Below are 14,764 nucleotides of genomic sequence, written 5' to 3' on the forward strand. Positions count from 1 at the left end.
CGTGCTACTCAGGAGCAACATGTCGAACTTCACCGAATGCGGCCGGGATCTGGACGCGTACCTGACGGCACGCGTACCGCTCATCGGCGTGCGCAGCATCGAGCAGGTACGGGCGGTCCGGCTCGTACACAAGGAGGCGACCGGGCCGCGGCGGGCCGCGCTGCCGTTCTGGATTTACACCAGAGCTACCGGCCTGCGCGACCTGCGCACCAACGCCCAGGTCGGCGACGACCGATCGCTGGTCGGGGCGATGGACTACGCGGCGGGCCAGTTCACCAACCGGGCGCAGTCGACGTTTGTCTTCGTCGACCCGGACGACCTCTCCGACGACAACACCGCCAGTCGCCACTTCGCTGAGCTGGCCCGGCTCGCCGACGGCAACTCCGGCAGCATCGTGCTCATTACCGACACGCCATTGTGGAGCGGCCTTCAGCGCCTGGGCATGAGCCTGCGGCTGGACCTGCCCGATGCGCAGGAGATGTACGACACCATCGTCACATTCCTCGGCGACCACCGCGGGGTGGTCCCCATCGCCTGGTCGGAGAACGACGCGCGGCGGGCATCGGAGTTCCTGGTGGGCGTGCCCGAGGGGACCGCGGTCAACGTGATGGCCACCCTGGTGGCCAAGGGATCCATCGAGAAGCAGGACGTCGAAGCCGTCGGCCACTTCAAGGACAAGCACTTCGGCGACCTCGCCGGGCTGGAGCGCGTGGCGTTGAAGGCAGCCGACCACCAGGTGGGCGGGCTGACCAGCCTGCGCGGCTGGCTGCGGCGCAAGCATCAGCTGATGGTGGCGGACCTGCGGGAAACGCACCTGCGACCGCCTCGCGGCGTCCTGCTGGTCGGCGTCCCAGGATGTGGAAAATCCTTGTCCGCCAAGGCGATCGCCGGTGAGTGGAACCTGCCGCTTTACCGCCTGGACCTGGCGACCATCCTCGGCCAGTATGTCGGCCAGTCCGAGAACCGGCTGCGCGAGGCGCTCGACACCGCCGACCGGGTGGCGCCGTGCGTGCTTTGGATCGACGAGATCGAGAAGGGCCTGGCGGGCCAGAACGACAGCACCGGTGTGGGCCGACGGCTGATCGGGCAGTTCCTGTTCTGGCTACAGGAATCCCGCTCCCGGGTGTTCGTGGTGGCCACCTCCAACGACGTACGCTCGCTGCCGCCTGAACTGTTGCGCAAAGGCCGCTTTGACGAGATGTTCTTCGTCGACCTTCCCGACATCGAGGACCGGCGCGAGATTATCCAGCTGTACTTCAAACGGTACGTCGGCCGCGAGCCCACGGTGGAGCTCGTCGACAAGTTGGCCAGCCTGTCCGAGGGTTTCGCCGGATCGGACATCGAGTCGGCATTGCACGACGTGGGCGCGGAGGTGCTGCTCAACGGCGGCGTCGAGCACCTGCGCGAGGACTTCATCCTCGACGCGTTCGCCAACACCATGCCGTTGAGCCGCAGCAATCCGGAGCAGATCGAGGACATCCGGGCCTGGGGACGCGACCGGGCGGTGGCGGCCGGACGAGCGCCCGCGGCCACGGCCCCCGGGCAGCCACCGACGGGACGCCGGGTTCTCGTGATGGGAAGCTGAGGTGCGACGCACAAGGTCGGCGGGACCGGCTTCCGGGTTCTCCGGGCCGGTCCCGCCGACTTCTTTCTCCCTACTGGGGGGATCCGGCGAGCCGGCCCGCGGCTTTGATCGTTGCCAGCCACGGATATTCGGCCGGAACCGAGCCTGCTGCCCGACGCAGGTCCGCCAGCGCCCGCTCCGCCAGGCACAGGCAGCGCAAGGCATGCAGGGCAACGAGATCGGCCGGTTCCTGCCCTCCCACCGCGAGCGCGCCGTCGAGCCGGTCCGCGAACCCGCCCGCGACCGTGCTGAGCACCCCGTCCATCGGCCGGTCCTGGTCAAGGAACGCGCCAAGACTGCGCAAGATGACGGTTGCGGCCGGATGGTCGAGCGGGATGTCGCGCGCCGCCGAAAGCAACTCCTCCGCGCCGGCCCGGCGGTCCTCACCCTCCGAGGATTCGTCGAGGCGGTCCCGCAGAAGGAAAGCGACGGCAAGGATGTACGCGTCGACCGCGTGTCCCACCCGCTCCTGCTCGGATCCCCTCGACGCGGGCGCCCCCTCCACGAGCGTCGAAGCAAGCGCCACCATGTCGTCCACGGTCGTGATGTCCAGTGGCGGCGTGCCGGACAACAGCAACCGGGCCGCGGACAGCCACACCGCGCCGTTGCTGTCGCCGTGGCCGGGCAGCATTTCATGCAACTTGCGCCGCAGGTCGCCCACGGCCGGTGCCGGCGGCGCAACGGGTGCGGCCGGAACCACCTGCGGCGCAACGGGTGCGGCGCCCTGAACGTATGGGAGCGGGCGTTCCTGTGGATCCGTCGCCAGTAGTGCCGCCAGTGAGGGAATGCCGGTGGGAGACAGACCGTATCCCTGCGCGCCTTGCCTCATCCGCCCGGTCAGGTTCTGCATCGTAGCCAAGGCGCCCGAAAGGCGGCCGATGTCCGCTCCAAGCGGACCCCCGCCCGCCGCGGTCAGCACGGTCCGCAGGACCTCGGCCATTTCCAGCAGCGTCCTGGCACCACTGATCATCTGCTCGTTCAGCGGTGGCCCGTCGGCGAGTTCGCGCAGGTGTGTGACCGCCCGGTCAACGTCGGCCACGCCCTGCGCCGGTGTGCCGCCTGGGCTGAGGGCCGGCAGCCCGAACCCCGAGACCTGCAGGTAGACCGAGGCCTTGGCCAGGTAGGTCTGCCCGAGCATCAACAGGGTCATGCCGCGCATCACCGGTGTCAGGTTGGGAAAGGACAGCGCCTCCTCCAGCACGTGGATGGCGGTGTCACGGTCACGCTCGGATCCGCCGTGCGCGGCGAAGCGGATCGACAACTGGTAGCCGAGGAGGGCCGCCACCATGCCTCGCATCGGATCGTCGAGCTGCGTATGGCCGTATGCCTCGTTGAGGGCGTCGATCGAGGCGTCCAGGTCGGGTTTGGCCGCTGGGGTCCCCGCGCCCGTTTTCTGGTACTCGCCAATCAGCGCCTGACCCAGCTGGACCAGGACCGGCAGCCGGGCCGGCCCCGCCAGCAGATCAAGCTCCGCTCGCAGCCGAGCGATGACTTCCTTTGACACCTTTCCCCCTACTACTGTCCATAGTGGATGAATCCCGCCCAGTTGAGCACGTGGGCGGGGTCGTCATTCGGCCCCGGGACCAGCTCCTCAGGCATGCCGGTCGGCACCGTACGTGCCGGGTCGAGCATCCACATCTGCGCCTCGCGCAACGCCTTCCACGGCGGCAACCCGTCGTGACGCAGGAAGTGGTGGAACAGGTACATCAGCCACGACGTGGCGACGTCTGGCACGCTCCACTGCGTGGACAGCACCGACCGCACCCCGCCCGCCAGGAAGCCCGTCCCCAAGCTGTATGCCTCGTCATAGCCGTAGACGGCCCGGCCGCTGTTACAGGCGGCCAGCACGACCAGCCCGATGACCCGGTCGGGCGTCGCGGCCAGCAGATCCACCAGCTCGACCACGCTCAGTTCACTGGCATCGTCTTTACCTTCGCCGGCCAGCAGCAGATGAGCAACGGCCTGCGATCCGGTCTTGAAATAGCCATGGCAGGCAAGATGAAGCATGGCGCCCGCCGCTGGGCTGCGATTGCGGAGCCACGTACGCACCTCCTCGGCGGTGCCTGCGCCTGATGCGTTTTGCCGGTCCTCGGGCCGCCGCCCCAGGTAACGGGCGGCGCGGTAGAAGGAGCGGCGGACGGCGTACGCCTCGAGTCTCGCCGAACGCAGAGGACTCCCGCGCTTGCCGGTGTCGGGGTCCGCGACGATCAGTCCGGTAGAGTTCAGCGACACCGGGGGCAGCGCGGCGTTGTCGCACAGCAGACGCGCCGAGACCGCCTGGGAGATCGCGGCGAGCTGGACCGCGTACACCCCGTCCTTGCGCCGGGCGGCATGCCAAGGTACGCGGGCCAGGTCCCCCATGGCGATCAACACGATCCGGGGCACCAGTCCATCCGGCCGGGCCGGAAGGCTCGGCAGGTAACCTTCCAGCAGCGGCCCCATCGCCACCCGCCACGCCCAGTCGCACAGAGCGTCCAGCCGATAGGCCAACTCCTGATCGTCCTCCGCCGGCAAATCGCGCACACTGTCCACACTGTCGCGTGTGGACAGTGTCGACAGGTACCGCTCGACATCCGTCCCCTCGCCGAGATCGAGGTGCGGCAAAGGCATGAAGGCTGGCGGTCCCACCGCGGGCATCATCACCGCCAGCCCTCCGTGCGGCGGCCCCATCGGAACGAGATAGACCAGCGCGTCCGCCTCCAGCCGCGCCAGAGCGGACTGGATCTCCTGCAACGCCGGCGGGTCCAACAGATCCGTGCCCGACTGATTCGTCAGCACCTCCAGCACCCGCCGGCGCAGATCTTCCGGCGGTGTACCGTTTTGCGACCACAGGTGGGCGAGGTCGGCGTGGCCGGCCGCCTCAAGCCGGGCCGGGATGCGATGCAGATGTGTGGCGGCGGACAGCATCAAACCTCGCCCGAAATCCAAGGCCCGCAAGGCATCACCGGGATCGCCATAGGTGATGCAGCGCCGGGCGATGTCCACGGCGTCCTTGGCCGCGCTGCGCACCGAGACCTGCGCACCGCCGATATCGGTCTCAAGAAGCACGCGCCACGCGTAGCCGCGCTGCGCCGCGATTCCGGCCTCCCAGATGCCGGAGAAGTCCCCGCTTCGCTGGCGGATGCCCGAAAGCAGGTCATTGACGAACGACCATTGCGGATGCTGCGGGCTGCCGAGCAGATCCCGTGCCTCCTCAAGCAGCACCTTCGCCTCGGCCAGCCCTTCGGTGGTGCCCAGGTTCTCGCTGCGGCGGAACAGGCCCAACGCCAGCGAGGCCAGGCAGATGGCACGCTGTGGGTGACCCGGCGGGGTCGCGGCGACGCTCTCGCGCAGATGGGCGATGCCCTGTTCGATGCGGCCCGGGTCGGTTTCGGTGCCGAGCCCGAGGGAGGCCATGCCCGCGGTCAGGCCGCCGACCACCGGTCCGACGCCGTGCAGCTCGCTCAGCCCGGCGATCGCCTCCAACTCCTCGTTGGTGGTGTGGGCGGCGGCCAGTACGCCGTCCTCGCCGACGTAACGCGACAACGATGCGAGTGGCAAAGCCGACTGGCTCAACAGATTCGCCATCGGATGCTCCGGCGACAGGCCGCCGATCAGCTCCTGTAGACGGCCGAACTCGCGCATCGCCGAGGCAACGTCTCCGCGCTGGTTCGCGGCAAAGGCCTGGGCCCCGTGCACCAGTAGTTGCCTCAGTTCCGCCACCCTGGGGTCATCGGCGAAGGCCTCGCCGAGGCTCGCCGCCATCTCCGGCAGCTTCTGGATGGCGCTCTCATTGCCCTGCTCGAAGGCGAGCCTCGTGGCGACCAGTGTCTCGATAGCCTGCACCAGACCGGTCACCCGCGGATCGGCGACCTGCTCCGCGAGGCGGCGCGCGGCGACCCGCACCGCGTCGAGGCCTTCCACTGGGCCGAAGCCGGCGTCGTACATCAGCGACATCGCCTGTGCGACAAACCTTTGCCCGGTCCACTCGGGCGTCAGCGGGGGGTCGCGGTCGGCGGCGTCCAGAAGTTCACCCATCCGGCCGAGGTAGCTGTGGATCGAGTCGAAGGGCCGCATGATGAACGCGGCGATCAGGTCTGCGGCCCAGCGGGCGCGGTGCGTGTGGTCGACCGGTAACCCGAGCACCTCCTCAACGGCCGCCTGCAAGTCGGCACCGCCGTCACCGGCCAGCGCCCGCTGCACGGCAACGCGGCATCTCTGGGTCGCGTCGTACTGCTCAACGGTCACTCCCGCCCTCACCTCCGTGTCGCCCGGCTCCAGCCGATATCTGACGGACGGGTCCGTCAGGAGCGGTTGTGGACAACGAGCCCACCCTCGATGAGCGCATCGCCGGCTTGACGTCGCTCCGCGACGACCCGCCGGACGGCACCGACCTGCCCGGACTGCTGGGGATGCTGGGCGAAGCCCACCTTGAGGCGTACGAGTTGCGCGGCGCGCCCGAGTCGCTCGACCGCGCGATCGATCACCTCGCCGCCGCGGCCGACGCGGCGCCTTACCACCAGGACATGGCGTACTGGTGCTGCGCGCTCGGCACCGGCCACTCCTCCCGGGCCGACCGCTTAGACTCCGCGCTCGGCTACGACCGCGCGGTCCACTGGTTCGAGCGCCTACTTGTCCTGGTCCCTGAAGGTGATCCCAAGCGTGACGATGCGGCGTTGCTACTCATGGACGCGTACTGGGACCAGTATTACGAGGTCCGCTGCGACCCGGCGGCCGACGCCGCGACCGCCGTGGCCGACGCGCGAGAGGTCTTGCACGCCATAGGTTCGGTGCCGGTCAGCGACGACCCGGTCTCCGCCGGCTATGCCCGGCTGCTGCTCGGGCTGGCGAACATCGCCTGCTTCGAGACCGGAGGCGGCCGAGCCCATCTCGATGCGGCGATCGACCTGCTCGCGACGGCGCTCGACGCCCTGTCGCAGGACAGTCCGCGTTACGTCCTCGCGGGTGCGTGGCTGGTCGACGGCTACCGGCGGCGCGGCGCGTTGGACGACGACGCGTCGAGCATCGACCTCGCCATCGCGACCGGCCAGTGGCTTAGCGGGGTCTGCGCCGAGGCGGGCGCGGACCGGCTGGAGCTGGAATGCACACTGGCGCAAGCGTTCCAGCTACGCTGGACGAGGGACGAGAATCCGGCCGACCTTGACCAGGCGATCACGCACTGGCGGCGCGCGCTCGATGTGCACGAAGCACCTTGGCCCGCCAACATGTGCGGTGACCTGCTTCGCCAACGCGCCGAGCTGACCGGCAAGGCGTCGGACCTGCCGGAGGCGATCCGCCTGCTCGAGTTGGCGACCGCAGAGGCGGCAACGGGGGCCGAGGACTTGTGGCTCGACTGGTTCCTGCTCGGGCAGGCCCACCACCTTCACTGGCAGCTGGAAGACGACCCCCGCAGTCTCGCCCGCGCCGCAGACAGCCTTGACATGTCGCTCGAGCAGCGACCGCCGGACGGCACCATCACGCTGGAGCTCCACGTCCACCGGATTCTCTTTCTGTTCGAGCTGAACCAGGTGCAGCCGATCAGTGCCAGGCTTCGACACGGCACGGAACAGGCGACCGCCGCCCTCGACAGCGAGCACGGCGCCACATTCGAGGTGCGCGCGATGCTTGCCGGCATGGTGGCGCTGGCCAAGATGGCCGTCAATGCTCCCATCGCCAACCTGGACATCGAGGGGATCCTCGATCTGACCGCGCTCGCCTTGGAGCTGGGTAACGCGCCGCCTGGCTGGCATGGACTCATCCACGCCATCCGCGGGTCCGTACAGTTGCTTCGCGACAGCCTGAACTTCCGCTCGCGGGGCGACAGCGGCGTCGGGGAACTGCTGCGCGCTGCGGTCGCGGACCGCACCGAGGAGATGGCCGGACTTCCTCGGCAGCTACTGCCGTTCGCGCTTCGTAACCGCGCGAGCAGGTTCGGCGATATCAGGGCCGCACGTGCCGCCAGGGTAGCCCTGCAAGGGCTGACGGTGAGCGAAACCGAACATGCCCACCTGCTCGACGCGATGAGAGCCACGCTTTTGGCCCACGACCGTGCGGCTCAAGGCAACCCGCAGGCCGCTGACGGCATCGACCTCATGCTACCGCCTGCGGTGGCCGAGTTGATAAGCCGGTTATCCGCCCCCAGCGATGGCCTGGGAATGATCCAGCCGCTGGTGGACACGGCCAACCGGATGGTCGCCGCCGACCTTGGGCTCGACGAGCTGCGTGCCGCCGTCGCACAGGCGACGGAACTCGTAGGCCGGATTCCTCAGGGACAGGTGATGCGGGTCGTCGCCGCGGCCTTCGCCGGCGCGGGCGAGCTTGAGGTCACGCGCCGCGACCCCGGCGACGTCGCCGCGGCTACCCGCAGCGTGCGCTGGTTCGAGGAGGTCGTCACCGGCCTCGAACCGTGGCATCCGTTGTGGGCGAGTGCTTGCGCCGTACTCGCCGAAGGCCTGCGCCGCACCGGGCGTCCCGACGGCTGCGAGCGCGGGCGGCGGCTGGGCGTGGAGACGCTGCGGGCGCACGCGCGGCGGGTCCTGCTTCAATCCGGTACGGATTACGCCATCGTGTCCGCCCGGCAGGCCTCCGCGGTCGCCAGCAAGTTCGCCGGCTGGTGCCTTGAGGACGGCGCCTACGAGGAGGCGGTCGCGGTCCTGGACGCCGGGCGTGGTCTGGTGCTCAGCAGCGCCACCGCTTCCCGCGACGTGGCCCGCCTGCTGGCGGACCTTGGACACCACGATCTGGCCCGCGAGTGGAGTGAGAGCACCGGGCTCGGCCGCAACCAGATCACCGGCGATCCCCTGCCCGCCGTGGCCGAGGGCGCCGAGTTCCCCGACGACCTCCGGTCGCGGGTGCTGCGGGCGCTCGACGAAGCCGGGCACACCGACTCCGGCCTGCTCCCGCTCGTGAGCACCGATCAGATCCGGGCGGCCCTCTCCGCCACCGGCTTCAACGGTCTCGTCTACCTCGTTCCCTCAACGGACACGGCGTCCGGTGCGGCCATTATCGTTCCCGCGTCGGGTGCGATCGAGACTCTCGCGCTGCCGGATCTGCGGGCCGATGAACCTCTGGCGGCTTATGCACGGCATCCGCGTGCCGGGCGCGACCTCACCGCGGACGCCGCTGACCCGCCGACGTCGAGCCAGCGCCTCGACGAGCTGTGCCAGTGGGCGTGGTCGGCGGCGATGCAGGCGATCGTGGACCGTGTCCGCGACTGGGGTGTGGGGAGCCCGGCCCGCTTGGTCCTCATCCCGATGGGGTCGCTGGCGCTCGTGCCGTGGCATGCCGCGTACATGCGGGCCGGACGGGAGCGGCGTTATGCGGTCCAGGACATCGCATTCTCGTACAGCGTCTCGGCCCGGATGTTCTGTGCGACGGCCGGCCACCCGGTCGAGCCGGTGGCCGGGGCTCTGGTGATCGGCGACCCGCTTGGCGACCTTCCGTTCGCGGGCGCTGAGGCGCGGGCGATACACGAGAGATTCTACCCGTACGGTCGCTATCTCGGCCGTCCGCACAAACAGGCCGCCGGTCCCGGCTCGCCGGAGGAGGTCGTGCGTTGGCTGGTCTCCGCGGACGCGGCGCGATCAACTCTGCACTTCGCATGTCACGCCAAGGTGGACACCGCCAGCCCGGCCGACGCCCACCTGGTCCTCGCCGGAGGCAGACTCACCGCCCGGCGGCTGATCGAGGTCTCCCGCCTGGCGGCGCTGGTGCCACACCGGGTCTTTCTCGCCGCCTGCACCACCAACGTGACCGGTGCCGACTACGACGAGGCGTTTAGCCTCGCCACCGCGTTCCTGTCGGCCGGAGCCCACACGGTCTTCGGCACCCTTTGGCCGGTGCCCGACGAGGGCACCTCCGTCCTGATGTACATGGTGCATCACTTTCTCAATGTCGAGTCGTGCACGCCGATCGACGCGTTGCACCGTGCTCAGCTGTGGATGCTCGATCCGGACCGGACGGTGGTGGACGGCATGCCGGTGTCGCTTCGCGACTCGGCAGGCCGTCCCGAATGCGCCGATGCCGTTTCCTGGGCGGCCTTCACCCACCTGGGGCGGTAGCCGGCCGGGTGCCATCCCCGTCGATGGAGCACAGGATCGCCGTACCGACACGTCCTATGTCAGCGCAGGCCCCACCGAATGCGGCTTCGACCACCTCATTCACGGTGGCCGCGGCTTCGTCGCCCGCGGCGAGCCGCGCCTCGAGGATCTCCAGCGCCAGCATGGCAAGCTCCTGTACCTTGCCCTCGCGGCCGGTGGTCTGACGTGGGACAATTCGGAGCCCCTGTGCGGCAAGGTGTTCGTGAAGGTCCGTCATGGAAGCAACGGCTCCTTTGCGGATGAGGAGTGTTACTCATCGTGGCCGTTTCGGTGGCGGCCGAGAAAGGCGTCCACGGCAATAGATCCTTCTCCAAACCTCGCCCCACGGCCAGACCTGGGCCGCCAGACATCATTGACCTATCAACCCAGGTCGAGAGCGTTCGGCTTCACCGGCTGGCCGATCCGCCACGGCGAGGTGGCCTCTCGACACTTACAGCCGACTTTACGGCGTGCCCCGCAAGAGACGGCGGGTCGGTCAATGCCCGCTGTGGAAAAAGCCCGCCCAGTTAACGATCTCCGCGGTTTCCAGCGCACCGGCGTGTGCGCGCAGCGACTCGGGAAGGCTGTCCGGCAACCGCCCTTCGATCATCGCGAGCTGGGCCTCACGCAGGGCGACCCCGGGCGCCAGTCCTTCGGATCGCAGATAATGGTGGAACAGGTACATCATGATCGAGGTCGGGTTGTCGGGCACGCTCCACTGCGAACTGATCACGGTCCGCACTCCGGAGGCCAGCAACGCGGTCCCGATGCTGAACGCCTCGTCCCATCCCTCGGTGGACTCGCCCGTGCGGCAACCGGCCAGGACGGCCAAGGCGATGTCGCGGTTGCCCGGCTGCGTGAGCGTGCCGATGACCTGTTCAGCGCTGAAGCGGCCCGGCGGTGCACCGGCCAGCAGGAGGTACGACGACGCGTCCGGTCGCGCCGCACGCTTGCCCGGGCCCAGCGCTTCGCCGTGCACGGCAAGATGCGTCATCGTTCCGGCGTCCGGATCGGTAAACCAGGAGGTGACCTGCCCCATCGTGCCCTCGCCGTCAGCGCAGTCCGTGCCGTCCGGCTCCCGGCCCAGCAGGCGAGCCCTGGGGTAAAAGCTCTCCCGGATCGCCCGTGCTTCGGCACGCGCCGCAGGCAGGTCGGGGGCGAGGCCGCCGGTGTTGGGGTCCGCCACGACCAGCCCGCGGTCGTCGATCGGCACGGCTGTCCGCCAGGCGGTCTCGCAAAGCAGGCGGGCCGATGGCGCGTACGAGAAACTGATTTTGTCGATGGCATACTCCCTGCGCCCGCCGGCCTCGCGCATCGCGGCATGCCAGGGGATGCGGGTCAGTTCGTCCATCGGGATCAACGCCAGGCGCAAGGGTCGGCCCTCGGGCAAGCTGAGATGCCGGTTGAGCATCGGGCCGATGGCACCCGACCACGCCCACCGGCACACCGTCTCCAGCCTGGACTCCGACTCGGCCGCGAGATCCCGCAGCCCTCGCCGCCCCCGTTCGCCGGCGTCGGCCAGTTCCCTTGATACAGCTGCGATCCTGGCATCCATCTGCCGCACCATGGCACTGTTGAGGTCGGGCAGGATGACATGGGTTATCGGCTCCTGAGCGGGCACTACAACGGCGGCGCCGAACGCGGCGTCGCCCGCCATGAGATACACCAGGGCGTCCAGGCCAAGTCGGGTCAGCGCCGCCCTGATCTCGTGCGGGGTCGGCGGATCCAGGATCTGGGCCGAGGTCATGGCTCGCGACTCCCCCGATCGTCCTATTAGGACATTCATTACTTCCCGGCGCAGCTCCATGGGCGCACCCATCGGGTTGCCCCGCGACGCGTCGCGCCACCGCTGCGCCAGCGCGGATTGCCCGACCGAACGCAGCCGATCCTCCACATCACGCCACTCGATGGCCGCATACAGGCGCTGCGCCCGGCCGGCGTCGAGCGCGGCTGCCGCGCCGCCGGAGTCCCCGTCGCTCAGACACCACCTAGCCACGTCAACGGCGTCCGCCGGCGCCGAGGACAGCATGAAGTCGTTCATCATCGTGCTCTGCTGGAGCAACGTGTTCCAGGCGTGGCCGCGCAGACCTTCCAGGGCTGTCCGGCGACCCAGCTCACGCCGCCCCGCCAGCCTGTAGGCGTGGGCCAAAGGGTTGGCGCACAACGTCCAGATCAGATCGAGCTCCGAGCCCGTCTCCGCCCTTGCCCGCTCCAGCAGGCTGGTGGCTTGCTTCAGATCCTCCCGCCGGTGCGCGGCCTCGTAGCGCGCCAGCAGCCCGCACGCCAGCGTCAACAGGTACATCGCCTGCAAGGGCGTGCCGGCGGACAACTCCACCGCGCGCGCCAGATCGTCGATCGCCTGAGTCTGGCCCACGGCCGAGCCGTCCACCGCCATCAGCCGTTGCAGGGCCGCAATCGAAAGCTGGCTCGCCCGTCCCAACGGCGACGAGTCCGCCCCCGGAGGGGCAAGCGTCACCGGTGGCGGCGGTGGCGCCGGCGGCTCGGAGGGCACCCAGTCCGGTGCGATCTGCGGCAGGAGCTTTTCCATCTGACCCAACGCATCCGCCAGCATCGCCCGGGCCGGGTGGCCGGCCGGAATCATCCCGGCCAACTGCTGGCCGCGCTCGTACAAACCGGTCGCCGCGTCGACGTCGTGATGGTCGAGCCGATCGATCATGCCGGCCATCGACTCGAACACCTCGAAATTCGCGTTGCCGATCCCCTGAGCGTTCAACCTCTCGACCAGGACCCGCACCTGCCGACCCTGCTCACTGAGCTCCCGCGCGTCGCCGCGCTCGACTGTCTTCAGGCCGGTCAGGCCGAACCGGGCGGCCTCAAAAACCGTCGCCTGCGGCTCGAAGCCCGCCGTCAGGCCCGCCAGGCCTTCGAGCTCGGCCCGCGCGCCCTCCAGGTCAAAGCCTGGTGTCGCGTTGATCGCGGCGAAGGTCAAGTCGTACGCCCGGACGACCGCCGCGGTGGCCCGCCACTCGCCGGTCGGGTGAGGGTCCCGGTCGGCGATCGCGGCCAGAAGTTTGTTGCGCTCCAGCAAATCTTCCCGGTTGACGACACCGCGGCGCAGCTGCGCGCCGACGATCTCCGCCGCCAGCCGCTCGCGGCCGGGCGCGTCCTCGGGTAGCCGCCGGAACTCCTGGTACGCCTCTTCCAGGTCCGCGGTCACGGCACCGCCGTGCTCGTACCGGTTGATCAGCAACCAGCACCGGGCGAAGCGCCAGACCACCGAGCACTGCGCGGGCATCTTCCGCAGCATCGAAGTCGTGCGTTCGATCGCGGCCCCCAACGGGTCGGCCCCGGGCCTTTGCGTCATACCGAATCCTGACGGACAGCATCGACGGTGGTGCAGTCGCGGAGGAGGCTTCGGTAGGCTGCGCCCAGACAGGCACGCTCGATCGCAGGAGCGGATCATCATGCGTCTGCGCACCTTAATCTTGGCCGCCATCACCGCATTGCTGGCCGCCGTCGCGGCCGTGTTGGCCGGCCCCAGCCGGCTTCACCTGGTCCAACTGAGCAGTTTCATCAACTTCATCGATCTGCACCGCCGCCTGCCAGGCGGCGGGTCCCGCCGAATCTGTTGTTCTGCAGCACGATCCGGGACGCCTTCATGATCAGCGAATACGCACGGTTGAAAATATGACCACTCCACCAGTCAACTGGGCGGAGTTCCATCGGACATAACTGGTGCTCCGTACCTAATGTCACAGTTATCAGACGCGGGGATGCCGGTGCGGCACCAGTATCGCCTCCACGCTGACCGGGTAGCTCAAGGACGGGATCGTGGCGCCCGCGTCGCATGCGGACAAGACCGATCAAGACGTAAACCCAGGCAGGCTACGGGATGCGAGAGATGCTCGGTTCAATCGCTCGCCGCGGGCCCGAGGTTCAGCAAGGAATCGGCAAAGTTCGAAGGTGCACCCTACGTGCGCATCCTCGGGTGGCGCAGCAGATCATGAGGCACGCGCAGATCTCGATCACGATAGAGGTCGACACGCAGGTGACCGACGAGGCCCGCGGGATGCTCTCCGCAAGCTCGGCGAGAGCCTGGGTTAAGCATGGAGGTGAGGGTGTCAGTCCTCGGACTCCGGCAACCGGATTTCGAAGCGAAGTTCCGGATATGGGCCGCCTTCGGTGGTCAGGGTCGTTGTCACAAGGACCAAACCCTCGTCTTCCCCGCTGAGGCGTTGCAATGCGAAACGGAACTGCTGGTCCTCGTCGAACTCCACATCCTCGCCGGCCCAGAAGCGCTGGATCAGATCGAGCACCTGGACGACCTCTCGGCCGTTCAGTGTCGTCTCGCAACGAGCGGCGAACGGGTAGGCCTCGACGTCGAAGGTCGCATCCTGCCAGTCGCGGTGCCGCTGGTCTGCGACCTGGCTGCCGTACGGAGGTTTGAGGATGATCCGGAAGTGATCATGGCCGTAGTGCGGGTCCGTGAGATCCAGGACCGTCGTCTCCGTCGGCTCAACCACGTGGCGTCCCTCGCTCCTCTGATAGCGGCCTGCTTCCGAGAGGATAGGCTGCTGTACTCGGCCCTTCCGGGCACGTCACGGCAACGCCGGATGGCTTTAGGAGTTTTTGCTCTTCGGGGCCGTGTTAAGCGCTGACCTTCGCCCCTCGCGCATATCGCGGATGGCTCAACTGCCCAACAGCAGTTAGCGGTATGTCCAGGCCTTGCGCAGGCTCATGTCTGTCTCTGGTGCGAGGCGAGCCGTTGCGCAGAGCTCCTCGATCACTTCGCTCGTGAACGGAATGTGGGCGGTTGGCTGGGCTGTGCCGACGCGAAGCACGGTGCTTCGTCGTTCACGCGGACCAGGTCGGCGAAGAGCTCATCGAACGCCTCGACGTCGAAGACTGCGACGGTTTCTAGGCCGCCCCGAAGGTCAAGCGCACCAACGCCTAATAAGCAATAGATGCGGATGGCGCCCGTGACTGGACCCCGATTATTGGTCCACAACCGATGAGAGTTCTTCGTGGTTGTTGATCCACTGCTGACGGAACGCCTCGGGGGTGAGGCCGTCCAGCGAGCCGTGGGGTCTGTACGTGTTGTACTCGATTCGCCAGTCCTCTG

The 14,764-nt window shown here is 68.5% G+C and carries 8 protein-coding genes; 2 read left to right on the forward strand and 6 right to left on the reverse strand.

Annotated features, from left to right (window positions below; translation table 11 throughout):
• The first annotated feature begins 19 nt into the window (after positions 1-19).
• Positions 20-1,585 carry an AAA family ATPase gene (locus DM816_RS22575; protein WP_117212337.1) on the forward strand — a complete coding sequence of 522 codons (1,566 nt, stop codon included), beginning with the start codon at positions 20-22 and terminating at the stop codon, positions 1,583-1,585.
• Positions 1,586-1,655: 70 nt separating this feature from the next.
• On the opposite strand, the gene DM816_RS22580 is transcribed toward DM816_RS22575, so the two are convergent.
• Together DM816_RS22580 and DM816_RS22585 are read right to left on the reverse strand one after the other, a co-directional pair.
• Positions 1,656-3,128, reverse strand: a complete 1,473-nt coding sequence (locus tag DM816_RS22580) for a hypothetical protein (RefSeq protein ID WP_117212338.1) — start codon at positions 3,126-3,128, stop codon at positions 1,656-1,658.
• Positions 3,129-3,139: 11 nt separating this feature from the next.
• Positions 3,140-5,851: a CHAT domain-containing protein gene (locus tag DM816_RS22585; protein ID WP_117212339.1), complete on the reverse strand. Its 2,712-nt coding sequence runs from the start codon at positions 5,849-5,851 to the stop codon at positions 3,140-3,142.
• Positions 5,852-5,919: 68 nt separating this feature from the next.
• Between DM816_RS22585 and DM816_RS22590 the strand changes: the two genes are divergently transcribed.
• Entirely contained in the window at positions 5,920-9,663 is a 3,744-nt protein-coding gene (locus DM816_RS22590; protein WP_117212340.1) for a CHAT domain-containing tetratricopeptide repeat protein, read from the forward strand.
• On the opposite strand, the gene DM816_RS22595 is transcribed toward DM816_RS22590, so the two are convergent.
• The 4 genes from DM816_RS22595 to DM816_RS45895 all read right to left on the reverse strand — a co-directional run.
• Positions 9,644-9,919: a hypothetical protein gene (locus DM816_RS22595; protein ID WP_117212341.1), complete on the reverse strand. Its 276-nt coding sequence runs from the start codon at positions 9,917-9,919 to the stop codon at positions 9,644-9,646. The genes DM816_RS22590 and DM816_RS22595 overlap by 20 nt on opposite strands.
• Positions 9,920-10,177: 258 nt before the next feature.
• Positions 10,178-13,006: a CHAT domain-containing protein gene (locus DM816_RS22600; protein WP_117212342.1), complete on the reverse strand. Its 2,829-nt coding sequence runs from the start codon at positions 13,004-13,006 to the stop codon at positions 10,178-10,180.
• 757 nt (positions 13,007-13,763) lie between these two features.
• Positions 13,764-14,165 carry a hypothetical protein gene (locus tag DM816_RS22605; RefSeq protein WP_117212343.1) on the reverse strand — a complete coding sequence of 134 codons (402 nt, stop codon included), beginning with the start codon at positions 14,163-14,165 and terminating at the stop codon, positions 13,764-13,766.
• Between the two features lie 471 nt (positions 14,166-14,636).
• A partial coding sequence (locus DM816_RS45895) for an integrase core domain-containing protein (RefSeq protein WP_162907721.1) occupies positions 14,637-14,764 on the reverse strand: 128 nt, incomplete at its 5' end.

This window comes from Allorhizocola rhizosphaerae (assembly GCF_003426775.1).
GTDB classification, from domain to species: Bacteria; Actinomycetota; Actinomycetes; order Mycobacteriales; family Micromonosporaceae; genus Allorhizocola; species Allorhizocola rhizosphaerae.

Excerpts from the sequence above, each read along its gene's own strand:
- DM816_RS22575 (WP_117212337.1), top strand. The coding sequence starts at position 20 with ATGTCGAACTTCACCGAATGCGGCCGGGATCTGGACGCGTACCTGACG.
- DM816_RS22600 (WP_117212342.1), bottom strand. The coding sequence starts at position 13,006 with ATGACGCAAAGGCCCGGGGCCGACCCGTTGGGGGCCGCGATCGAACGC.
- DM816_RS22595 (WP_117212341.1), bottom strand. The coding sequence starts at position 9,919 with ATGACGGACCTTCACGAACACCTTGCCGCACAGGGGCTCCGAATTGTC.